Annotated in this window: 18 protein-coding genes; 5 read left to right on the top strand and 13 right to left on the bottom strand. The window is 67.9% G+C overall.

Annotated features, from left to right (window positions below):
* The first annotated feature begins 22 nt into the window (after positions 1–22).
* Positions 23–490, top strand: a complete 468-nt coding sequence (locus tag DES45_RS06090; protein WP_114769099.1) for a GFA family protein — start codon at positions 23–25, stop codon at positions 488–490.
* Here DES45_RS06090 and DES45_RS06085 read toward each other — a convergent pair.
* The 5 genes from DES45_RS06085 to recA form a co-directional block, all read right to left on the bottom strand.
* Entirely contained in the window at positions 487–1,287 is an 801-nt protein-coding gene (locus DES45_RS06085; protein WP_114769098.1) for a class I SAM-dependent methyltransferase, read from the bottom strand. The genes DES45_RS06090 and DES45_RS06085 overlap by 4 nt on opposite strands.
* A gap of 71 nt (positions 1,288–1,358) precedes the next feature.
* A complete protein-coding gene (locus tag DES45_RS06080) occupies positions 1,359–2,549 on the bottom strand; it encodes a hypothetical protein (RefSeq protein ID WP_114769097.1) in 1,191 nt (396 codons plus the stop codon).
* A 130-nt stretch (positions 2,550–2,679) separates the two neighbouring features.
* Positions 2,680–3,846 (bottom strand): cyclic nucleotide-gated ion channel, encoded by a 1,167-nt coding sequence (locus tag DES45_RS06075; protein ID WP_114769096.1) that lies wholly within the window; start codon positions 3,844–3,846, stop codon positions 2,680–2,682.
* Positions 3,847–3,858: 12 nt separating this feature from the next.
* Positions 3,859–6,510 (bottom strand): alanine--tRNA ligase, encoded by a 2,652-nt coding sequence (gene alaS, locus DES45_RS06070; protein WP_114769095.1) that lies wholly within the window; start codon positions 6,508–6,510, stop codon positions 3,859–3,861.
* A 230-nt stretch (positions 6,511–6,740) separates the two neighbouring features.
* Positions 6,741–7,832 carry a recombinase RecA gene (gene recA, locus DES45_RS06065; protein ID WP_114769094.1) on the bottom strand — a complete coding sequence of 364 codons (1,092 nt, stop codon included), beginning with the start codon at positions 7,830–7,832 and terminating at the stop codon, positions 6,741–6,743.
* A gap of 366 nt (positions 7,833–8,198) precedes the next feature.
* Between recA and DES45_RS06060 the strand changes: the two genes are divergently transcribed.
* The 3 genes from DES45_RS06060 to DES45_RS06050 are packed head-to-tail and all read left to right on the top strand — an operon-like array spanning position 8,199 to position 10,379.
* Positions 8,199–8,603 carry a DUF350 domain-containing protein gene (locus DES45_RS06060; RefSeq protein ID WP_114769093.1) on the top strand — a complete coding sequence of 135 codons (405 nt, stop codon included), beginning with the start codon at positions 8,199–8,201 and terminating at the stop codon, positions 8,601–8,603.
* Between the two features lie 37 nt (positions 8,604–8,640).
* Positions 8,641–9,201 carry a DUF1190 domain-containing protein gene (locus tag DES45_RS06055; RefSeq protein WP_114769092.1) on the top strand — a complete coding sequence of 187 codons (561 nt, stop codon included), beginning with the start codon at positions 8,641–8,643 and terminating at the stop codon, positions 9,199–9,201.
* A complete protein-coding gene (locus DES45_RS06050; RefSeq protein ID WP_114769452.1) occupies positions 9,201–10,379 on the top strand; it encodes a glutathionylspermidine synthase family protein in 1,179 nt (392 codons plus the stop codon). The genes DES45_RS06055 and DES45_RS06050 overlap by 1 nt, the downstream gene beginning before the upstream one ends.
* A gap of 21 nt (positions 10,380–10,400) precedes the next feature.
* Here DES45_RS06050 and cckA read toward each other — a convergent pair whose 3' ends face one another.
* Positions 10,401–12,938 carry a cell cycle histidine kinase CckA gene (cckA, locus tag DES45_RS06045; protein WP_114769091.1) on the bottom strand — a complete coding sequence of 846 codons (2,538 nt, stop codon included), beginning with the start codon at positions 12,936–12,938 and terminating at the stop codon, positions 10,401–10,403.
* Between the two features lie 395 nt (positions 12,939–13,333).
* Here cckA and DES45_RS06040 point away from each other — a divergent pair, with 395 nt between their 5' ends.
* The gene (locus DES45_RS06040) at positions 13,334–14,557 is read left to right on the top strand and encodes a hypothetical protein (protein WP_114769090.1); all 1,224 of its coding nucleotides are present in this window, start codon (positions 13,334–13,336) and stop codon (positions 14,555–14,557) included.
* A 78-nt stretch (positions 14,558–14,635) separates the two neighbouring features.
* Here DES45_RS06040 and dksA read toward each other — a convergent pair whose 3' ends face one another.
* The 7 genes from dksA to DES45_RS06005 all read right to left on the bottom strand — a co-directional run bounded on the left by dksA (position 14,636) and on the right by DES45_RS06005 (position 21,933).
* Positions 14,636–15,055 (bottom strand): RNA polymerase-binding protein DksA, encoded by a 420-nt coding sequence (gene dksA, locus DES45_RS06035; RefSeq protein ID WP_114769089.1) that lies wholly within the window; start codon positions 15,053–15,055, stop codon positions 14,636–14,638.
* 172 nt (positions 15,056–15,227) lie between these two features.
* The gene (locus DES45_RS06030; RefSeq protein WP_245429766.1) at positions 15,228–16,274 is read right to left on the bottom strand and encodes a hypothetical protein; all 1,047 of its coding nucleotides are present in this window, start codon (positions 16,272–16,274) and stop codon (positions 15,228–15,230) included.
* Positions 16,249–17,622 carry an MBOAT family O-acyltransferase gene (locus DES45_RS06025; protein WP_114769088.1) on the bottom strand — a complete coding sequence of 458 codons (1,374 nt, stop codon included), beginning with the start codon at positions 17,620–17,622 and terminating at the stop codon, positions 16,249–16,251. Before DES45_RS06025 ends, DES45_RS06030 begins: the two co-directional genes overlap by 26 nt.
* Positions 17,623–17,754: 132 nt before the next feature.
* Entirely contained in the window at positions 17,755–18,741 is a 987-nt protein-coding gene (locus tag DES45_RS06020) for a YcjF family protein (RefSeq protein ID WP_114769087.1), read from the bottom strand.
* Positions 18,738–20,186, bottom strand: coding sequence for a YcjX family GTP-binding protein (locus DES45_RS06015; RefSeq protein WP_114769086.1), 1,449 nt, complete (start codon positions 20,184–20,186; stop codon positions 18,738–18,740). Before DES45_RS06015 ends, DES45_RS06020 begins: the two co-directional genes overlap by 4 nt.
* Before the next feature lie 69 nt (positions 20,187–20,255).
* Positions 20,256–21,329, bottom strand: coding sequence for a hypothetical protein (locus DES45_RS06010; protein ID WP_114769085.1), 1,074 nt, complete (start codon positions 21,327–21,329; stop codon positions 20,256–20,258).
* A 79-nt stretch (positions 21,330–21,408) separates the two neighbouring features.
* Positions 21,409–21,933: a SixA phosphatase family protein gene (locus DES45_RS06005; RefSeq protein ID WP_114769084.1), complete on the bottom strand. Its 525-nt coding sequence runs from the start codon at positions 21,931–21,933 to the stop codon at positions 21,409–21,411.
* Positions 21,934–21,984 lie beyond the last annotated feature (51 nt).

The raw sequence follows: 21,984 nt of genomic DNA, 5'->3' as shown, positions 1-21,984 counted from the left end.
CGAAAAAGGGAGGATTGCCCAGATGTCAGATCAGACGACGCGTCCCGCCATGACGGGCGGCTGCCAGTGCGGTGCGGTGCGCTATGCGCTCTACTCCGAGCCGACGCACGCCAGCATCTGCCATTGCCGCATGTGTCAGAAGGCCTTCGGCAACTACTTCGCGGCGCTCACCGGCGTGCCGAACCGGGATCTCGTCTGGACGAAGGGCGCGCCCGGCACCTTCCGCAGCTCGGAGGCGGTCGAGCGCGGCTTCTGCCGGGAGTGCGGGACGCCGCTGACCTTCCGCTACGTGGAGCAGGACCGGATCTGCGTGTCGATCGGCAGCCTCGACGAGCCGGGGCGCATCAGGCCCGAGATCCAGTACGGGGTCGAGAGCCGCCTCCCCGCCTTTGCGACGCTCCATGTCCTCGAAGGCGAGCGGACGGAGGATTACGCGACGCCGGCGGATCTCGAGAAGATGAAGTCCCGCCAGCACCCGGACCACGATTAGGCGGGACGCCCCCTCACCGCCCAGGCCCGGACAGCAAGCAGGATCTCGCCGTCCGGGCCCGTCGGGACCCGCTCGCGAACCGCCTCGCGAAGCCGCTCGCGTGCATCGTCGCCCAGGGACATGCAGTATTTCGGCGCGGAGCCGGTTCCGCCCAGGAACGGCGCCCAGTAGTCCTCGAAGCTCGCGAAGGCCGCGGGAATGTCGATCGCCTGCACGATCACGTCGGCGAGTCCCGCCTTCGCGAACAGCTCCGCCAACGGGCCGGGCCGGCAGACGGGGGCCTGGATGCCGTCGTCGAACTCCCTCGCCCGCGGATCGAGGGCGTTCGCCGCGTCGAAGAAATAGCGCATCACCTGCATGTGCCCCGCATAGTCCCACACGTAGAGCGCCACGGTGCCGCTCGGCCGGACGACACGCACCATGTCGCAGATCATGGCCTCCTTGTCGGGAACGAAGTTCAGCACGAGGCCCGAAACGGCGGCATCGAACTGATGGTCGGCCTCCGGGATGGCCTGCGCGTCTCCCGGCCTGAACGAGGCGCGGGGATCGGACACCTGGTGGCGGGCCGCATCCAGGAAGCCGGCGGAGCTGTCGATGCCGACGACGCGGGAGGGCTCGCACCGGTCGAGCACCGCCGCCGTCAGGGCGCCGGTGCCGCAGCCCACGTCGATCCAGTCGGCGGCACGCGGCACGTCGATCCAGTCGAGGAAGAGCGGAGCGACCTTCCGGCTCCAGCGTCCCATCCACTGCTCGTAGGCGTCGCTCGCGCCCCAGAGATTCGGCTGCCCGGTCGGCATCGCAGGACCTCCGCTTTGGTCCGCGCGAGGGTAAGGCGGAATGGACAGGACGGGCAAACGCCCTTTCGGGATCACTCCACCGTGACGGCCCTGCGGGCGATCACGAGGTTGCCGGCTTCGCCGGGCGCCGCCATCACATAGCGAACCTCGTAGGCGCCCGCCTCGTCCGGCGCCTGCAGGGTGACCTTGTTCCGGTCCGGCGAGGCGGTGCGGAAATCCATGTAGGCATCCGCCGCAGCATCCGCCTTCGCGAAGGCGATGAAGTCGCCCTCCCCCTTGGGACCCGTGAAGGCAACCGCCAATTCCTCGCCGCGCTTCACGCGGTCCGGCGCCGAGACGCTGGCCGTGGCGGGCTCGACGGCGATCGGGGCGGAGGCGAGAACCTTGTAGGCACCGTTGGCCTCCAGGACGAAGCGGACCTCGTAACCGCCCGGCTCGCCGGGCAGGCGCACGGCGACCTGGCTTCCGGCCGGCCGTTCGTAGGCGCCGTTGATCCACGTCTCCGCCGGGGCGCCCTGCTTCACCACGCCGACGAAGCTGTCGCCCCCGCCCTGGCCGGTGAAGGCGACTTGGATCGTGCTGCCGGCCGTGCCGCTTTCCGGCGCCGTCACGGTGGCGGTTGCGGGCGTCACCTCGATCTTGCGGGCGACGAGGATCCGCGGATCGAGGCCGGAGACGTAGCGGACCTCGTAGGCACCGGGCTCGACGGGCAGGCGCAGCCGCGCGGGCGAGCCGTCATTGGCATAGATCCAGGCGCCTGCCTCGTAATCCGCCGCCGCCGCGCCGGCCTTCGCCAGCCCGACCCAGTCCTCGGGCGCGTTCGGCCCCTTGAAGGGGACGGTGATCTCGGAGCCGGCGAGACCCTTGGCGGGCGCCTCGAGCGTGGCGGAAACCGGCGTCGCGGTGACCTTCGTGCGGGCGAGGACCGCGCCGCTCTCCGCAGAGACGTAGCGCAGTTCGTAGTCGCCGGGCTCGCCGGGAACGCGGATCTTCAGGGGGCTGCCGTCGCGGGTATAGCCGAAATGCCGCGTCTCCTCGCCGCCCGGACGGGCAAAGACCACGTAGTCGTCCTTGGCGGACGGACCGGTCCAGCGGACCGCAAGCTCTCCCGCCGCGGGGGCGGAGGCCTTTTCCGGCTCCAAGCTCGCGGCCGGCGCCGCATTGCGGGCTGCGGGAGCTGTACCCCTGGACTGGGCGTGCGCCTGCGGAAGGGCAGCGATGCCGGACAGAAGAGCCAGGGAAAAGGCGAAGATCAGACGCATGGTCACGTGTCCCGGTTGCTGCCCGAGGCATCGGGGATGCTGCAACTGCCGTCAAGTAAGCTTGGCCGCACTTCCGAAGGACTTGCACAGGTCTTGCGTGAAAGACGGCCGAAAACCCTCATGCCCCCCTTCAGACCGCCCTCTGCTCCCCGCGGGAGCGTCCCACCTCGTCGATGTGCTCCCCCATCTTCGGGTTCGCGGCGATGAGCCGGTGGAGATCCTCCGCGTCGAGCACGAGCAGGCGGCAGGCGGACACGGCCCGCACCGTGACCCCGCGGCGCTTGCGCTTCAGGACCGAGGCCTCGCCGAAGAAGTCGCCGGCCGAGAGCCTCACGCTCTCGCCGGGCACGAGCACCTCCACCTCGCCCGAGGCGATGAGGTACATGGAATGCGCCACGTCGCCCTTGCGGACGATGATCTCTCCCGCCTCGCAGGACTGGGAGCGCAGCGAGTGCATGACGGAGGCGACCTCCTCCGGCTCGAGATCGGCGAAGATCGGCACCCGCGCCACCATGCTCCAGGTGATGACGAAGTCACGCCGGTGGATCTCCCGCGAGAAGGCGCTCGCGATGATGCCGACCGGCAGCGCCAGCATGACGAGACCGGCCACCGCCGTGATGCCGGCGATGACGCGCCCGAGGGGCGTTGCGGGAACGACATCGCCGTAGCCCACCGTCGTGAGGGTGACGATCGCCCAGTACATCGCGTCCGGGATCGTGCCGAACTTGTCCGGCTGCACGTCGCGCTCGACCAGGTTCATGACGGTCGCCGCCAGCAGCACCGTGCCGATGAGGATCACCCCGGAGGCGACCAGGGCGCGGCGCTCGGAATAGATCGCATCCATGAGGCTGGTCAGCCCCGGCGAGTAGCGCGCGAGCTTGAAGAACCGGAAGAGCCGCAGCAGCAGGAAGGCCCGCAGGCCGCCGACGTCCCAGAAGTACAGGTAGAACGGCAGGATCGCGAGGAGGTCGATGACGGATTGCGGCTGCACGAGCCATTTCAGCCGCGCCCGCCAGGGCCTCATGTGATGCCAGGGCGTGTGTTCCGGCGCGCACCACAGGCGGGCCGCGTATTCCAGCGTGAAGATCACGCCGCTGACGGTCTCGATGAGGATGAAGACGAGGCGGTATTCGTGCCGCAGGGACGGCACGCTCTCCAGCACCACCGCCGTGACGTTCACGACGATCAGCAGGATGAGGAAGACGTGAACGGCGTGAACGAGGGCGTCGTTCACGCTGCTGCGTTCGAGAACCTCATGAAGCCTGCGCCGTGCCGTGTGGAGCTGGGTCCGCGGCACGGCGCCTGATCCTTACGCGGCGTCGGCGAGCGCCGCTTCGATGGCGGCGAGCGCCGCCTCCGCCTGGGCTCCGTCCGGGCCGCCGGCCTGGGCCATGTCGCGGCGTCCGCCGCCGCCCTTGCCGCCGAGCTTCTCGGAGCCGACGCGCACGAGCGCCACCGCGTCGAGCTTGCCCGTCAGGTCTTCGGTGACGCCGACCACGATGCCGGCCTTGCCGTCCTCGGCGACGCCCACGATGGCGACGACGCCGGATCCGAGCCGACGCTTGCCCTCGTCCGCGAGGCTCTTGAGGTCCTTCATCTCGACCCCGGAGACGGCGCGCGCCATCAGCTTGATGCCGGAGACGTCCTTGATCGGATCGTCCCCGCCCGTGCCGCCGCCCATGGCGAGCTTGCGGCGCGCCTCGGCGAGATCGCGCTCCAGCTTGCGCCGGTCCTCGATGAGGGCGGCGAGGCGGTCGGCCGCCTCGTCGACGGGCGTCTTCAGGAGACCCGCCATCTGACGCAGGCGGCGGCTTTCCTCCGTGAGGTAGCGGCGAGCGGCATCGCCCGTCATCGCCTCGAGGCGGCGCACGCCGGCCGCGACCGCGCCTTCCGACACGACGGTAATCACGCCGATATCGCCGGTGCGGTTCACGTGGGTGCCGCCGCAGAGCTCGACCGAGAAGGTCTTGTTGCCGTCGGCCTTGCCCATGGACACGACCCGGACCTCGTCGCCGTACTTCTCGCCGAAGAGCGCGCGGGCGCCGGACTCGATCGCCTCCTCGACGCCCATGAGCTTGGTGACGACGGGCTCGTTCTGGAGCAGGACCCGGTTGGCGATGTCCTCGACCTCCGCGAGCTCCGCCTCCTCGATGGGCTTGGGATGGCTGAAGTCGAAGCGCAGGCGGTCGGGAGCCACGAGGGAGCCCTTCTGGGCCACGTGATCGCCGAGCACCAGGCGCAGGGCCTCGTGCAGAAGGTGGGTGGCCGAGTGGTTCGCGCGCACCGCCGAGCGGCGCTCGTGATCGACGATCAGCTCCAGCGACTGGTTCGGCTTGAGCGTGCCGTGCTCGACGAGCACGTGATGCACGAAGAGGTCGCCGAGCTTCTTCTCGGTGCCGGTGACGCGCAGGCGCGCGCCCTCGCCCTGCATGACGCCGGTATCGCCGACCTGGCCGCCGGACTCGCCGTAGAACGGAGTCTGGTTGAGGACCACGAGGCCGGTCTCGCCGGCCTTGAGCGCCTCGACCTCCTGGCCGTCCTTGAGCAGCGCGAGCGCCACGCCCTCGGCGGTCTCGGTGTCGTAGCCCAGGAACTCGGTCGCGCCGGTGCGCTCCTTGATGCCGAACCAGACGGTCTCCGTGGCGGCCTCGCCCGATCCGGACCAAGCCGCGCGGGCCATCTCGCGCTGGCGCTCCATGGCGGCCTTGAAGGCGTCCGTGTCGACGCCGATGCCGCGGGGCTTGAGGGCATCCTGCGTCAGGTCGAGCGGGAAGCCGTAGGTGTCGTAGAGGGTGAAGGCCGTCTCGCCCGAGAGGTTCTGGCCCTTGGTGAGGGTGCGGGTCTCCTCGTCGAGGATCGACAGGCCGCGTTCCAGGGTCTTGCGGAAGCGGCTCTCCTCGAGGCGCAGCGTCTCGGTGATGAGCGGCTCGGCGCGGATCAGCTCAGGATAGGCCGTGCCCATCTCGCGCACGAGAACCGGCACGAGGCGGTACATCAGCGGCTCCTTGGCGCCCAGCAGCTGCGCATGGCGCATGGCGCGGCGCATGATGCGGCGGAGCACGTAGCCGCGGCCCTCGTTCGACGGCAGCACGCCGTCGGCCACGAGGAAGCAGGAGGTGCGCAGGTGATCCGCGATCACCCGGTGCGACGCCTTGCGGTCGCCCTCGGGGGCCACGCCGGTCGCATGCGCCACCGCCTCGATGAGGGTGCGGAACAGGTCCGTGTCGTAGTTCGAGTGCACGCCCTGGAGGATCGCCGAGATCCGCTCGAGGCCCATGCCGGTGTCGATCGAGGGCTTGGGCAGGCCGATCCGGTTGCCGGGCTCGATCTGCTCATATTGCATGAAGACGAGGTTCCAGAACTCCAGGAACCGGTCGCCGTCCTCCTCCGGGCTGCCGGGAGGGCCGCCCCACAGGGCCTCGCCCTGATCGATGAAGATCTCCGAGCACGGGCCGCAGGGACCGGTGTCGCCCATCTGCCAGAAATTGTCCGAGGTCGGGATGCGGATGATCTTGGAATCGGAGAAGCCGGCGATCTTCTTCCACAGGTCCGCCGCCTCGTCGTCCGTGTGATAGACGGTGACGAGGAGCTTGTCCTTGGGCAAGTCGAACTCCTTGGTGATCAGGTTCCAGGCGAGCTCGATGGCCTGCGCCTTGAAGTAGTCGCCGAAGGAGAAGTTGCCCAGCATCTCGAAGAAGGTGTGGTGCCGGGCCGTGTAGCCGACATTGTCGAGATCGTTGTGCTTGCCGCCGGCGCGCACGCATTTCTGCGCCGTGGTCGCACGGGTGTAGGGCCGCTTCTCGGCGCCCGTGAACACGTTCTTGAACTGCACCATGCCGGCATTGGTGAACATCAGGGTGGGGTCGTTCCTCGGCACGAGGGGGCTCGAGGCCACGACCTCATGGCCGTTCTTGGCGAAGTAATCGAGGAAGGCCGACCGGATTTCGTTGACGCCGCTCATGGGTTCTGGTGCTCGAAGTTTGGGCCCGCCGGGCCCGAAAAGGTGTTCATTCGTCGGCGGTTTTAGACGCCCGCGCCTTTGCTGTCGAGGCGGCGTTTCGCGCTGAGGGAGGACGGGCATCCCGGCAGCGTACCTCCGTCATTCCGTGGGCTAATACGAAAAGACCGCCGCGATTTCTCGCGACGGCCTGTTCTTTGCCCTTGAAGGAGAGCAAAACTCGCTGATGCGGCTTACGCAGCGCCTTCGTCGAGGTCCTCGGCGGTGGGGGTCGCCTGCTCCAGGATGCGGTCGGCCAGCAGGCCGGCATTCTGGCGGATCAGGGCTTCGATCTTGTTGGCGATCTCGGGGTTGTCGCGCAGGAACTGCTTCGAGTTTTCGCGGCCCTGGCCGAGGCGCTGGCTGTCGTAGGAGAACCAGGCGCCGGACTTCTCGACGATGCCGGCCTTGACGCCGAGATCGATGAGCTCGCCCACCTTCGAGACGCCCTCGCCGAACATGATGTCGAACTCGACCTGCTTGAAGGGCGGCGCGACCTTGTTCTTGACCACCTTGACGCGGACCGAGTTGCCGATCGGATCGTCACGATCCTTGAGGGTCGAGACGCGGCGGATGTCGAGGCGGACGGAGGCGTAGAACTTGAGCGCGTTGCCGCCCGTCGTGGTCTCCGGCGAGCCGTACATGACGCCGATCTTCATGCGGATCTGGTTGATGAAGATCACCATCGTGTTCGACCGGGAGATCGAACCGGTGAGCTTGCGCAGGGCCTGGCTCATGAGGCGGGCCTGGAGGCCCGGCTGGACCTCGCCCATCTCGCCGTCGAGCTCGGCCTTCGGAGTCAGCGCGGCCACCGAGTCGATGACCAGCACGTCGACCGCGCCGGAGCGGACCAGGGTGTCGGCGATCTCGAGGGCCTGCTCGCCCGTGTCGGGCTGCGAGATCAGGAGGTCGTCCAGGTTGACGCCGAGCTTGCGGGCATAGACCGGATCGAGCGCATGCTCCGCGTCCACGAAGGCGCAGACCCCGCCCTTCTTCTGGGCCTCGGCGATCGTGTGGAGCGCCAGCGTCGTCTTGCCCGACGATTCCGGCCCGTAGATCTCGACGATGCGCCCGCGCGGCAGACCGCCGACGCCCAGCGCGATGTCGAGGCCGAGCGAACCCGTCGAGACGGTTTCGATTTCAACCGGCTGCTGGCCCTTGCCCAGCCGCATGATCGAGCCCTTGCCGAAGGCACGCTCGATCTGAGAGAGCGCCGCGTCGAGAGCTTTCGACTTGTCTTTATCCATTGATGAGCTTTCCACCAGTCTCAGAGAGGACTGCGACATGACCAGATGTCCTTATGGCACGGAGGAGGAGTGAATCTCAACGCGGTGTTGAGGAGATATATGTACGCCTTTTGTTCTCTTTCGCAAGTTCATTTTTCGTTCCCGCTACAATCTGTCATCAGGCTATCCACAGGTCTGTCGACCATGTCCCAGGGGAAGAGCCGGAGAGCCATGGCGGAGCTGGATGACTTTGGAATAAGCAAAGTTTCTACAAAGGCTTAATCCAGGGTGCCACTCCCCTGCGGTGTGGTGGTCTGTGCAGGTCGGCCGAGAGACCGGCTGGTCCAATTCTGCGTTATACAATCTCATCGTTGCGGCGACGCTCCCGCCGGAATAGACAATCCATCCGGGACAGGAGTTTTTTCCATGCTGGCATCTTCATTGACGGGATTTGCCGCGTTCGCGGCCTACCTTGCGACGGCGATCGTGATGGTCGGGGTGTTCGGCACCGCTTATGCCTTCATGACACCCCACCGGGAGTTCCGCCTGCTGAGGCAGGGCTGCGCCGCGGCCGTGCCGGCCTTTCTGGGAGCGCTGATCGGCTATGTGGTGCCGCTGACGGCAGCCATGAGGTGGAGCGCGAACCTGATGGACTTTGTCATCTGGGCGGTGATCGCGGCCGTCGTGCAGGCTCTCGCCTACGTGGCGACCCGCCTGATCGTCCCGGACGTCTCGACCCGGATCACGAACAACGACGTATCTGCCGGCGCCCTCCTCGGCGGGATCGCTCTGGCTTTCGGGCTCATCAATGCGGCCAGCATGACGCCCTGATGCTCCCGTCAAATCGCCGTTCGCCGGAGGCCATCCGATGAAGAGCTCGTCGTCGCTCCAGCTGACGCTCATGGTGGGCGCCGCGGCCACCCTGTCGGCCTGTTCGGAATCGCCCCAGACCTTCGCCTCGGTGGCCGACTGCGTCCGGTACGGGAAGCCGCAGGGGCTCTGCCAAGCGACCTATGACGAGGCGCTCGCCACCCATGTGCGGTCCGCCCCGATCTTCGACTCAAACGAGGAATGTCAGGCACGCGTCGACGTCGATCGATGCGTGGGGGTCAAGGTGTCCCAGGGCGGTGGAACCCCACGGACCGTGTTCGCCCCCATGATGGCCGCCTTCCGCACCGGCCCGAACGTGACCGAAAAGCAGGACGAGGGCAGCGGCGGCGGAGGCTCCGGCGGAGGCGGCTACTTCTACAATCGCAGCCGGTATCATGGGGAGCCGATCTATCGGTCCCGCCGGCATCCGGATGGCTACTGGACCGCGTCCGAGATGAAGACCTCCGGCTCCCAATCGGCCTTCCGGCAGCCGAACATCAGGACGCAGACGCTCGCGCGTCAGGGATTCGGCGGCCGCTCCCTCTTCGGCGGCGGATGATGCGCAGGATCGCAGTGCCGCCCCGCCCCGACTGGGAGCAGACGGCCAAGGCCTACGGCTTTCACTTCACGCACATGTACGGGCAGGTCTACTGGGACGAGACGGCCTGCTTCGCCTTTACGCTCGACGAAATCGAGCGCAATCTGGAGGATCCGAGCCGCGAACTCCACGCCATGTGCCTCGCCCTCGCGGACGAGGCCTCCCGCGACGAACATCTCCTTGATCTCCTCGGAGTTCCGGAGGCCTATCGCGATTACGTCGCGCAGTCCTGGCGCCAAAAGGATCCGACGATCTTCGGCCGGTTCGACCTGGCCTATACCGGCACCGGGCCGGCGAAGCTGCTGGAATACAACGCCGATACGCCCACCGGCCTTTACGAGGCCGCCTTCTTCCAGTGGCTGTGGATGACGCAGGCCCGCAGCCTCGGGATCGTCCCCCGGGGCTCGGACCAGTTCAATGCGATCCAGGAGAAGCTGATCGCGGCCTACGACCGGCTGCCCAAGCGCTCCATCATGCATTTCGCCGGCTACGGCTCGGACATCGAGGAGTCGGGGACCCTGTCCTACATGATGGATTGCGCGAGCCAGGCCGGCCACGCAGTCTCCTTCGTCGACATCACCGAGATAGGCTTCGATCTCCAGGACCGGCTCACGGATATGCAGGACAGGACCATCGACGTCCTGTCGAACCTCTATCCATGGGAATGGTTCTTCGACGACGAGTTCGGACCCAAGATCCCGCGCTCGGGGACGCAGATGATCGAGCCCGCCTGGAAGGCGATGCTGTCGACCAAAGCGATCCTTCCCCTGCTCTGGGAGCGGCACCCGGGACATCCAAATCTTCTCGAGGCCTATTTCGACGAGGACCCGCGGGCCGGGAGCCTCCGGGCCTATGTGCGAAAACCCCTGTTCTCGCGGGAGGGGGCGAACGTCACCCTGCATCGGGACGGAAAGGACGTCGCTTCGATGGAGGGCCCATATGGGCAAGGCCGCTGGGTCCGACAGGCGGCGACGGACCTCTTCCAGAGCGCCGGCGGCTATGCGGTGATCGGAAGCTGGATCGTCGGCGACGAGGCTTGCGGCATCGGAATCCGCGAGGACAGCTCCCCCGTCACCATGAACCTGTCACGCTTCGTCCCCCACATCATCGAGGACAGGCTCGGACAGGGACAACCCTGAGCAATCCCGCGCCCCGGCCTCCTACCGCGCCATCACCTGCTTCACGATCTCGACCAGCTGGCGCAGGCTAAAAGGTTTGGGCAGGAAGTTGAACTGCTCGCCCTCGGGCAGGTTCTTGCGGAAGGCGTCTTCCGCATAGCCCGACACGAAGATCACCTTCAGGTCCGGATAGAGCTTGCGCAGCTCGCCGAGCAGGGTCGGACCGTCCATCTCGGGCATGACCACGTCGGAGACCACGAGGTCGACCGCCTCGCCGCGCTCCTCCATGACCTGCAGGGCCTCGATGCCGGACGCCGCCTCCAGCACCGTGTAGCCGCGGGCCGTAAGCGCCCTGGCATTGACGGCGCGGACCGGGTCCTCGTCCTCCACCAAGAGGATAATGCCCTGGCCGGTCATGTCGGCGGCTGGCACCTTGGCGGTCTCGGCCTTCGCCTCCTCGGGCTTTTCCTCCACGGCCGGGACATGCCGCGGCAGGTAGATGGAGAAGGTCGTGCCCTGGCCGACCTTCGAATCCACATCGATGAAGCCGCCGGACTGCTTGACGATGCCGAAGACTGTCGACAGCCCGAGGCCCGTGCCCTTGCCCACCTCCTTGGTGGTGAAGAAGGGCTCGAAGATCTTGTCCATCACCTCGGGGGTTATGCCGGTGCCGGTGTCGGACACCGCGATCCGCACATAGTCCGCGGCCGGCATGCCGCTCACGTTGAGGGAGCCCGCCTCGGCGGCCGGGACGTTCGCGGTGCGGATCGCCAGCTTGCCGCCGTTCGGCATGGCGTCGCGGGCATTGACCGCGAGGTTCACCACCACCTGCTCGAACTGGTTCACGTCCGCCTTCACGAACCACAGGTCGCGGCCGTGGGTGAGATCGAGCTCCACACGCTCGCCGAGGAGGCGCTTCAGAAGCATGGACAGGTCGTAGAGCCGGTCGTTGAGGTTGAGCACCTCCGGGCGCAGGGTCTGCCGGCGCGAGAAGGCCAGCAGCTGGCGCACCAGGCTCGCGGCCCGGTTGGCGTTCTGCTTGATCTGCATGATGTCCTGGAAGGACGGGTCGGTCGGCCGGTGGTTGGCGAGCAGGAGGTCGCTGTAGCCGATGATCGCCTGGAGCACGTTGTTGAAGTCGTGCGCCACGCCGCCGGCGAGCTGGCCGACCGCATTCATCTTCTGCGACTGGGCGAGCTGCTCCTCGACCTTGCGGAAATCGGTGGTGTCGAGGGCGTAGACGATCGCGGTGTCGCCCTCGGACCCGGTCTCGCCCACGGGGGTGATCCAGACCCGAACGGAGCCGCCGTTCTCGCCCGCCGTGTGCAGCTCGAGGGGCTGGATGTCGCTCCGGTTCTCCGCCGCCGCCTTCAGGGCAACCTCCACCGGCGCGCGCTCGCCGGCCGGGAAGGCCTCCAGGAGAAGCGGCCCCTCCCCGCCGCCCTCGCCGGAGCGCGGCAGGGTGCCGAAGAGCTTGGTGAAGGGGGCGTTCGCCTGGACGATGCGGCCGGTCCGGTTGACCGTCGCGATGGCGATGGGAGTGTTGTTGAAGAAGCGGGCGAAGCGCACCTCGGCGGCGCGCTGCCCCTCGTCCACCTCGACGCCCGGCGAGCGGTTGAGGACGAGGGTGCGCGAGGCGCCCATGCGGCCGTCCTGTCCGAAGGCGATGCGATGATAGAGGCGCACGGGCAGGAACTGGCCGTTGCGGCGGCGCAGGTCCAGGTCGAAGGTTTCGGTGCGCACGCTTCCGGGCTCGCCGGAGAACGACGTCATCATGGCCACCACGTTGCGGGGCACGATGTCGGACAGGCCGAGACCGCCCGACCCGACCTGGGCGAGGTCGTAGTCGAGCCAGGAGGCGAGCGTCGCGTTGAGATAGATGATCGAGCCGTTGGGGTCGATGGACAGGAAGCCGGCGGGCGCGTGGTCGAGATAGTCGATCGCGTGCTGAAGCTCCTGGAACACGTTCTCCTGGCGCTCGCGCTCGTGGGTGACGTCCGCGATGGTCCAGAGGGTGGCCGGCCGGCCGCCGGGGCGCGGCATCGGCCGCACGCGCACCCGGTACCAGCCGAATTCCTGCGAGCCGTCGAGGGAGGGCGAGAGCCTGATCTCCTCGGAGCCCGTGCGGTGCTCCCGCGCCGCCTGGGCGAGCCTGTAGATCGCCTCGGACACCTCCGGGGCGCCGGTGAAGAGGCGCTCGACGGCGCGCACGTCGCCGCTGTGGGAGCCCGCGAGCGACAGGTATGTCTCGTTGGCGTAGACGATCCGCCCGTCGTCCTCGATGACGACCATGCCCTCGCCGGAGGTGTCGACCATGGTCTTGGTGATGTCGTTGCGGGTCGTGCGTCCGGCGAACTGGATCACCCCGATCGCCACCGCGAAGAGGAAGAACACGCCCGCCATGGCGAAGAAGGCGAGAAGCGCCAGGATGAGAGGCTGCGCCTGCTCGCTGCTGAGGAAGCGCAGGCTCAGGATTGCGCCGACCAGGATGCTGGCGAGCAGCAAGACCAGCCCGATATGGCCGGGACGGTCGGAACGATCGATCGTCGTGCTCTTCGGCTGGACGCCCTGGTGAGCCATGGAAGTACACTATCCCTACGGAATGCCGGTTCGCCCCGCGGACCGAGGCTGCGGAAATGCGGGCCAACCGCTTGATCTTTCGACCATACTACATGGAATTTATTGATCGACCTCTAAGGCGGCGCAGCCCGCAAGCACAAGAGGAAACGCCGCTTTCGGCCGTCCCGACCTTGAGCTTCGCGCAAGACAGTCCACATTGTGACGGTCGAAAAAGCAAGACGGGGCCTGAATTCTTCGGGCCCGGCGCCGTTGATCGCAACCCTGTATCTCTTCCATCGCTGGGAAAGAGCCGTTAACCATCTGTTAACCTTGCTCATCGCTTTCCTGGTCGATGTGATACAAGAAAAGTCCGGAACACGGCCTGGAAAGGCCTCCACAACGCTTGAGAGTTTAACGTGCTAGCTCAATTTGGTATCGAAGCGTCAAGGGCGGCCCAGTACGTCATCGCCTTCGCGATCATCCTCGCACTGGTCGCGCTGTTCGGAGTGGTTCTGCGCAAGCTCACCGGCTCGCGCCTCATGATCTCCGGCCAGGACCGGGGGCGCAGCCGCCAGCCGCGGCTCGGGGTGGTCGACATCTACGACCTCGACCGGCAGCGCCAGCTCGTCCTCCTGCGCCGCGACAATGTCGAGCATCTCCTCCTGATCGGCGGCCTCAACGACGTGGTGATCGAGACGAACATCGTCCGCGTGGCCGGCGCCCGCATCCCCGTCGCCCAGAACGACGCCGGCCCCGAGCGCCTGGAGCCCAGCCTGGACCAGGCTCCGCGCCCGGCACTCGAGGGCTCAGGCCGTCCGTCCATCGAGACCCAGCTCGCCGCCCAGCTCGGCGCCTTCGTCAGGCGCCCGTCGGAGGAATCCGACATCGAGGAGGAGCTTGCCCCCGTCGCCACGGTCAGCGCGCCCGTCCCGGCCCGGCCGGAGCCTGCCCTCAAGCCCGACGAAGTCAAGGTTTCGGTGGCACCGGCTCCGGTGCCGGCCCCCGGCGTGCATGGCCTTCGGGCAGAGGCGCGGATTCCCCCGTCGGCTCCCGAGCCGCGCCGGTCGCAGCCGGCCCAGACCTTCACGCCCGTCTTCCCGCAGCGCCAGGCTGCGCCGCCTCCTCCCCCTGCGCCGGCGCCCGAGGTGGTGCGGCCTCCCCAGGCTGCCCCGACCGCTCGCCCGAATGCCGATGCAGTGGTCCTGTCGGACATGGCCAAACAGCTCGAGGAGGCGCTGAAGCGTCCTGCCGCTCCGGTCCCGCCGGCTCCTCCGGTCCATGCGACACCGCAGCCCGTGCAGGAGGACGTGGTCGACGAGGACGAGCTTCTCGAGCCGGCCATGCCCGAGCGCGAGACGACCGGTCCGGCCCAGCCCGCCTTCGAAGAGGAAGAGGAGGAGCGCGCTCCTCCGCCCCGTCCGGCTCCGGAACCGGTTCAGCTGCGCCCCGCCGTGGAGCCTGTCCGGCCTGTGCCGCCTGCGCCGCCCCAGCCCGCTCCGGCTCCTGCCGCCGAGGCTCCTCCGGCCCAGGCCGCCCCGAAGCCGGCCCAGAAGGCCCCGGACCCGTTCTCCGTCGAGGAGATCGAGGCGGAGTTCGCACGCCTCCTGGGTCGCCCGCTCGATTCCGGCAAGCGGGAATAGGCGCCCGATCCTCTCTTGGGCCTCCCAACAAAAAGGGCTCCGCAAGCGGAGCCCTTTTTGTTGTCTTTGGTAAGAACGCTAGTCGTCCCGGTAGACCCGCTCGTTCCTCTCGTGACGCTCCTGCGCCTCAAGCGAAAGGGTCGCGATGGGCCGAGCCTCCAGGCGCTTGAGGGAAATCGGATCGCCGGTTTCCTCGCAATAGCCGTAAGTCCCGTCGTCGATGCGCGCCAAGGCGGCGTCGATCTTGGCGATGAGCTTGCGCTGGCGGTCGCGGGCGCGGAGCTCGATGGCACGGTCTGTTTCGGATGAGGCGCGGTCGGCGAGATCCGGGTGATTCTCGTTTTCGCTCTGGAGGGTTGCCAGGGTTTCCTGTGCCTCCCTCAAGATGTCACCCTTCCAGCGGATCAGCTTGCGCCTGAAATACTCCCTTTGCCGTTCGTTCATGAACGGTTCGTCGTCAGTTGGCCGATAACCCTCGTCGATTACAGTGTTCGTCATGGTGGGCCGTTTTATCCCCAATGGAACTGGCGCCCCTATACAGAGAAGCAAAGCCCGCGACAACGCACTTCGGTGTCACCGATTTGTCTAACATTGGGGCGGATCGCACCCGGCCTCACCCATTTGGGTTAGTTGAGAGCGCAAAGAACGATTTGCCGCACCCATCGACCACTCAGAGAACGCGCCGGAGCGCCGCCGTCACGTCCTTCTCGATTTGGCGGGCGATCGGCAGCCGGTAGTGCAGCGCGTCGAAGAAGAGGTTGGGGTTGCGGTTCTCGGGCCGGTCGACCCGCCAGTCGACCACGGCGGACTTCGGATGAACCTGTGCGGCGGCGGTCAGGGCCGCCTTGCAGGCCTGGAGGCTGAACGCCTTCTCGGTGCCGGCAGGCGGCTGGATGTTGATGTAGGCCGGCGGGACAATGAGCACGAGGGCGGTCTCTGCCGGCAGGGAGGCGGCAACCTCCTTCAGCCTCTCGGCGGCGGGAAAGCGCCGCTTGCCCTCCTGCGGGTCGCGCTCGAAGCGTTCGGCCGACGCATAGGGCTTCTGCTCGAGCCTTTTCCGGATGGCCGGATTGGTCGTGTAGCCGAGCGCCGTGTATTCGGGCTCGTAGTCCCAGTAGCCATCGGGGCGGGCGCGCTCCTGGTCTTTGCCGAGGAGATACGCGAAGCGCATCGGCAGCTCTTCGAGGAGATCGAAGCGCACGAGGCCTTCGGCGTATTCCAGCGGGTCCCGGCTGTAGAGCCAGAACGGGAAAGGCTTGTCGTTCGGCAGGGCGGGATCGGACGTGCACCATAGGTCGTCGACGCTCACGACGACCGCCCGGGGCGGCGCCTTGCGGTGGCGCAGGAACCAGTCGATCAGCGCCAGGTGCTCCTTCGGGCCCGAGCCCGGCACGGCAAGCTGGACGAAGTTGAGCCCGCTCCCCTGGTTCAGGCGCTCCGGCGACAGGAGCTGGATGCGGGAATTGCCCACCACCATCGCGTCGAAGGCGGGATCGCGGCCGCGGCTGGCATTGGCCGTGCGCGGCCCCTGGGGGCGGACGCCGGGCTTCTCGAACAGGGCCGAGCGGCCGGAATCGTAAGGATCGACCACGATGGCGAGCGCGACGATCGCGGCCAGCACCGCCAGGGTCGCGACGACGAGCGTGATCGCGAAGCGGCGCCAGAGCGTCCCGTCGTGCTGGACGGCGGCCTCAGAACTGGAAATAGACGAATTCATAGTTTGCATCATCGCCGATCTTGAACAGCACGACCACGAACAGCAGGGCGAAGAGAGCCGCGATCCAGGGCTTGGGCGGCAGCTTGTGGATGAAGGTCCAGGCGGTCGGCCCGATCATCGCAACGGCCGCCCCGATGGCGAGCGCCCGCCACTTCAGGGTGAAGCCTTCCGCCCCGAAGCCGAAGAGGCCCGCATAGAAGTTCCCCGCCACCTCGAAGCTCCCGGACCGGAAGATGGTCAGGGTCAGCACGAAGAACGTGAAGGTCAGGAGCCAGCCGAGGAAGCTCGGCATCGAGTAGCCGGCCTTGCGCCAGAGGACCGCCACGCTCAGCCCAACGCCGTGCAGGGCTCCCCAGACCACGAAGGTCCAGCCCGCCCCGTGCCAGAGGCCGCCGAGCGTCATCGTGGCGGTGAGCGCCGCGAGCTGGACCACGAGCCCCTTCCGGCTGCCGCCGAGCGCGATGTAGAGATAGTCGCGCAGGAAGCGCGACAGGGTCATGTGCCAGCGGCGCCAGAAATCCTGCAGCGAGGTGGCGCGGTACGGCACGTCGAAGTTCTGCGGGAGCACGATGCCGAACATGAGTGCCATGCCCAGGGCCATGTCCGTATAGCCCGAGAAGTCGAAATAGACCTGGAACGTGAAGCCGAGGGCCCCCTGGAGAGCCTGGCCCATGTCGAGGGCGTGGCCCTGCTGGGCCATGGCGTAGATCGGGTTGGTGTAGTCGGCGAGCTGGTCGCCGAGGAAGACTTTCTTGGCGAGGCCCGCCACCAGGAGCATCAGCCCGCGGGCGAAGCGCTCGGCCGCGTCCGGGCGCTCGTAGGGGCGCTCGTCGAACTGGTGCATGATCTCGCTCCAGCGCACGAGCGGGCCGGCAAGAACCTGCGGGAAGAAGCCGATGTAGAGACCGTAGCGGACCAGATCGTAGCGCGGCGCTTTGCCGGCCTTCAGGTCCGTCAGGTACATGATGTGGTGGAACGTGAAGAACGAGATGCCGAGCGGCAGGGCGATGTCGAAATGGATCGTCGGCACGCCGGGCACGATGGTGGCGAAATCGGCGAAGAAGTTGAAGTACTTGAAGAACGCCAGGACGACCAGGTTCGCCGTGATGGCGAGCGGGATCAGGACGTCGCGGCCCGTCTTGGTGAAGCTTTCGGCGACGAGCCAGTTGACCAGGACCGAGAGGACGAGCAGCGGCGCGAAGCGCCAGTCCCAGTAGCCGTAGAACAGCAGTGACAGTCCGAGCAGCACCGGCAGGCGCCACTCCGGCTTGAACCGCTCGACCAGCCAGTGGATCAGGAGCGCAGCCGGCAGAAAGCCGAAGAGGAAGATGAACGAGTTGAAGAGCATCGCCGCGGAACATCATCGGACGGCGCGTGAACGCCCTGTTCCGCGCCTGAAGGGCGCGCTCTTGTGCGGGAATGCGAGCCCGGCGTCAACTTTCAACGATGCGGGTTAACGCAAGCATGCTCGCGATGCGTGTCACACCGCCGCGGCCTCGGCGCGACTCACCAGCTCCCCGGCCACGTCGCCGATCTTCGGCGTCTCCTCCCGGATGAACGGGAGCGGACGGCACACCGAGAGGGCCGCAAGGCCGAACCGGGCCGTCATGAGCCCGTTCAGCACGCCCTCCCCGAGCTTGGCCGAGACCCGGGCCGCAAGCCCCAAGCCCAGCACCTGCTGCATGAGGCTGTCGCCGACCGCCATGCCGCCGGTGACGGCCAGATGATTGAAGGCGGCCTTCGCCAGGCGCAGGAAGCCGAACAGGCCCGGGCGGCCGCCATAGATGCGGGCGAGCGTGCGCAGCAGGCGCACGGCGGCGAAGATCACGAAAGCGACGTCCACAATAGCGCGAGGGCTCACCGCTGTGACCAGCGACACCTGCTTCGCCGCTGCCGCGATGGCGCGCTTCGCCTGGGCGTCGAGCGGCGCCAGCAGCTCCCGCTCCGCGATCGCGAGACGGTCGTCGGCATCGATGATCTCGTCCATGGAGGCCATCAGCCGCGCGCTGCCCTTCACGGCGCTGGCGCGGGCGTTGTAGAGCCCGAGCAGGTCCGACACGATGGACTTGGCGGCCTTGTGATCCTTGACGGCGAGCGCGTCTACGGCCGCCTCCCGCAGCTTCTCGATCTTCTGCTCGCGCAGGATGCCGGACACCTCCCGGCCGATGATCGCCAAGAAGGCCACGAGAGCCAGGACCGAGAGGGCCAGGGCCACCCAGCCTAGCCAGGGCGCGATGGCATAAAGCTCGACGATCAGATTCTCCACCGCGAGGCCCAAGCCCAGCATCAGCAGGCCGGACAGGGCCGACAGGAGGATGCCGACCCAGGGCGCGCGGCGCCGCCCGCCCATGGGCACGACGGTGCCGTCGGCGGCCTCGATGGCGTCGAAGGGCTCCTCCGTCACCACGACGGCGCCGCTTTGCACGTCCGGGGCATCGAGTCGGAAGGCGCGGGGCTGGCGGGTCATGCGAAGCGGTCTCCCAGCAGGAATTCAAGGGCGCGGTCGAGGCGGATATGGGGCAGCTTGCCCATGCGGCCGGCCGCATCCACCGGCAGCTTGGGCGGCCGGAAGCGTGGGAATCGCAAGGAGCCGGGCGGCACCGCGCCCTGGAACACCGCCTCGGCCGTCTCGGGCAGCTCGCCCGGAAAGATCGCCGCCTCCGTCTCGCCGTCGAAGACCTCGTCCCCGACCCGCTCGCCTGCCTCCGGCACGCCCGCCACGGCCCGCAGGGTCTCGCGGCCTTCGCGGATCGTGGTCTCCCGGGTCGCCCGCACGGAGGCGAGCGCCACCGTCCCGACCCGGGCGCCCGCGGCCTCCGTGCGCCGCACGGCGCGGTTCACAAGGAAGCGCAGGATCGCATCGAGCCGGTCGTGGTCCGTGTGATGGATGTGGTCCGCCTTGGTGGCGGCGAACAGCACCCGGTCGGCCCGGGGCGAGAACAGGCGGGACAGGAAGGTGTTGCGCCCGATGCGGAACGCCATCAGCACCTGATCGAGGGCATCCTCCAGTTCGGCCAGAGCGACCGGACCCGCATCGATGGCGGCGAGCACGTCCACGAGCACGATCTGCCGGTCGATGCGCTGGAAATGATCGCGGAAGAACGGCCGGACCACATGGGTCTTGTAGGCCTCGAAGCGCCGCTCCATCAGGGCCGCGAAGCTCCCCGGCGCGATCGCCTGCCCGTCGGCGAGGTCGAGGGGCGCGAAGGTCAGGGCCGGCGAGCCGGCGAGGTCGCCGGGCATGAGGAAGCGGCCCGGCGGGGTCGTCGCCACCGCCTCCTCCCCGGCCCGGAGCGCCGTGAGGTAGGTCTTGAAGGCGTTGCTCGCCTTGCCGGCCAGGACCTCGTCCGCCGGCCCGGCCGGATCGACGGTCTTCAGGAAATCGTGCCACGGACCGGCGATGGCGGCGCGGTCGCGGCGGCGGCTCGCCTCCACGGTCTGCTTGGACCATTCCGCGAAGCCCGCATCGAGCAGAGCGAGGTCGAGCAGCCACTCGCCCGGATAGTCCACGATGTCGAGGGCGAGCGAGGCCGGCCCCGTGCGCCAGCCGGACCTGCGCTCGTACTCGATATCGACCCGAAGCTCGCTGATCCGGTCCGTCGATTGCGGCCAGCGACGCTCCTCCGTCAATGCCTCCAGGTGCTCCTCATAAGGAAAGCGCGGGATGGCGTCGTCAGGCTGATGGGCCAGGTGCGCCCGCCGGATCCGCCCCTCGGCGGAGGCCCGGAACGCGGTCAGTGACGTGCCGCGGGTCAGGTGATGAACGAGCGCCGTGGTAAAGACGGTTTTGCCGGAGCGGGCGAGGCCCGTGACGCCGAGGCGGAGCGAAGGCTGGACAAGCTGGCCTGAGGCCTCCCAGAGCGATTGCGCGGCCGACCCGGCGCGGGAGGCGAAATTGGTGATCACGGACACGAATATTTACCTGCTTTCCTCAAGCCGAGCTTCAAGGTGGGGTCTGGAGCGGCAGCCCGCAAGTCAAGCTCAGCGGGTGGCGCTGGCCCTCTCCCGGAACAGTTCGGCACGGGAAGCCCCACCCGACTTCATGGCGGCGCGCTGGATCCCACGCTCGACCAGATCATGATCCGCCTTCAGCATGCCGAGTTCGAACCCCGACATGGCGAGCATAATGTGGGTCAGGTTCGGCAGCGGCGTGCCGTCCGCCTCGAACAGCCTCAGGTCGTCGGTCGGGCCGATGCCGAGCCCCTCGACCATGCGGGCCGCGTAGTTGCGGATGCGCTGCTCGTCGGGCGCGCAGGCGGTCGCAGCCTGAGGCTGCGGAACCGGCTTTGGGGCGGCGGAAGCGGTCGCCTTGGGGGCCGGTTGCGGCTTGCGCGCCATGGCGATCGCGACCGGTGAGGGCTTCGACGGGCGGACTGCCGGCTCGGGCTTTTTCCGCTCGCCTCCTCCGGCCATGATGTCGGGCACACGGTATTGCGGCGTCCGGACCGGCAGCACCATGGAGACCCGTCCCGGCTTGCCGCCGGGACCGGCCGTCGCCGTGTACCGCACGCTCCCGCCCTTGCGCTTCGACGCGAGATAGCGCGCCCGCAGGGTCCCGCCGATGCCCTTGACGGCCAGCACCGCCGCGCCGCCGAGGCTCGTGGCGATTCCGCATTCCGCGGGCGCCCAGCGGCGCACGATGTCGAGGGCGGACTTGCGTTTGAAGTCGAGATAGTAGCGCCGCAGCAGGGTCGCGGCGGCCTCGGCGCCGTGATCGGCGGAGGCGAAGCCCACATGCCCCTCGCCGTCGGTGGCGAGTTCCCCGTTCCAGCGGGCGCTCTTGATGCACCAGTAATTGTTGAGGCGCACGCAGCGGGTGACGACCGGACGCCCCGCATTCAGGAGCGCCGCGAGGGCTACGACGGGCTTCGGCCCGAGCGCGTCCATGGCCTCGAGGCGCCAGTTCGTGACCTCTCGGGTGGCGGATTCGTAGCGGGCAGCGGATGCCCGCTCGGCCGGGTCAGCGCGACCGGAGGCTTCCACCAAGAAGTCGAGATTGCCCGGGAGAGCGGCGCGGCCGGCGAGGACGAGCGCGATCAGCGTTTGAGCCACCATGTGCGGATCCGCCCCCTTGTTTGCACGAGAAACCTTTGCCGGGTTTCAGGCAGAACGATGGTGGAGGCAGATAGTTCAGTCAGTCGTCCTCGCCAGTGCCGAGCGATTTCGGGGTCGAGAACCGCTCGAGCCTTCCCGACTTGCGGCCGACCTCGCGCCAGTTCTCGTGCGGGAAGTCGATCACCGCGAGTCCCGCAGTCGGGTATTTCTGGCCCATGCGGAGGATGCCCTCATGGTCGCCGTCGCGGATCAGCAGCGCCGCGAGGTCCTCGAAGCCCGGGTTGTGGCCGATCATGAGAAGCGTGCGCGCCTCGGGCTCGACCTCGTGCAGCACGCCCAGGAGGCGCGCCACCGGAGCCTCGTAGATGCGTCCGTCCCGGCGGGTCTCCACGTCGCCGAGGATCGGCTGCACGAGATCCCAGGTCTCCATGGTGCGGCGGGCCGGCGAGACGAGGACCAGGTCCGGCACGAGATCCTCGTCCTTGAGGTAGTGCGCCATCCGGACCGCCGCCTCCCGGCCGCGCTTGGCGAGGGGACGGTCGACGTCGAGGACGCCGGAAGGCCAGGCCGCCTTGGCGTGACGCAGCAGCATGAGGCGGATCAAAGGGTACTTCCTCCTGAGGTTGCTCCGGTTTGAAACCATACCTATCAGGGG

The sequence above is a fragment of the Microvirga subterranea genome, from assembly GCF_003350535.1.
GTDB classification, from domain to species: domain Bacteria; phylum Pseudomonadota; class Alphaproteobacteria; order Rhizobiales; family Beijerinckiaceae; genus Microvirga; species Microvirga subterranea.
The sequence above is the reverse complement of the archived record's forward strand: the minus strand, read 5'-3'. Positions and strand labels throughout refer to the sequence as shown.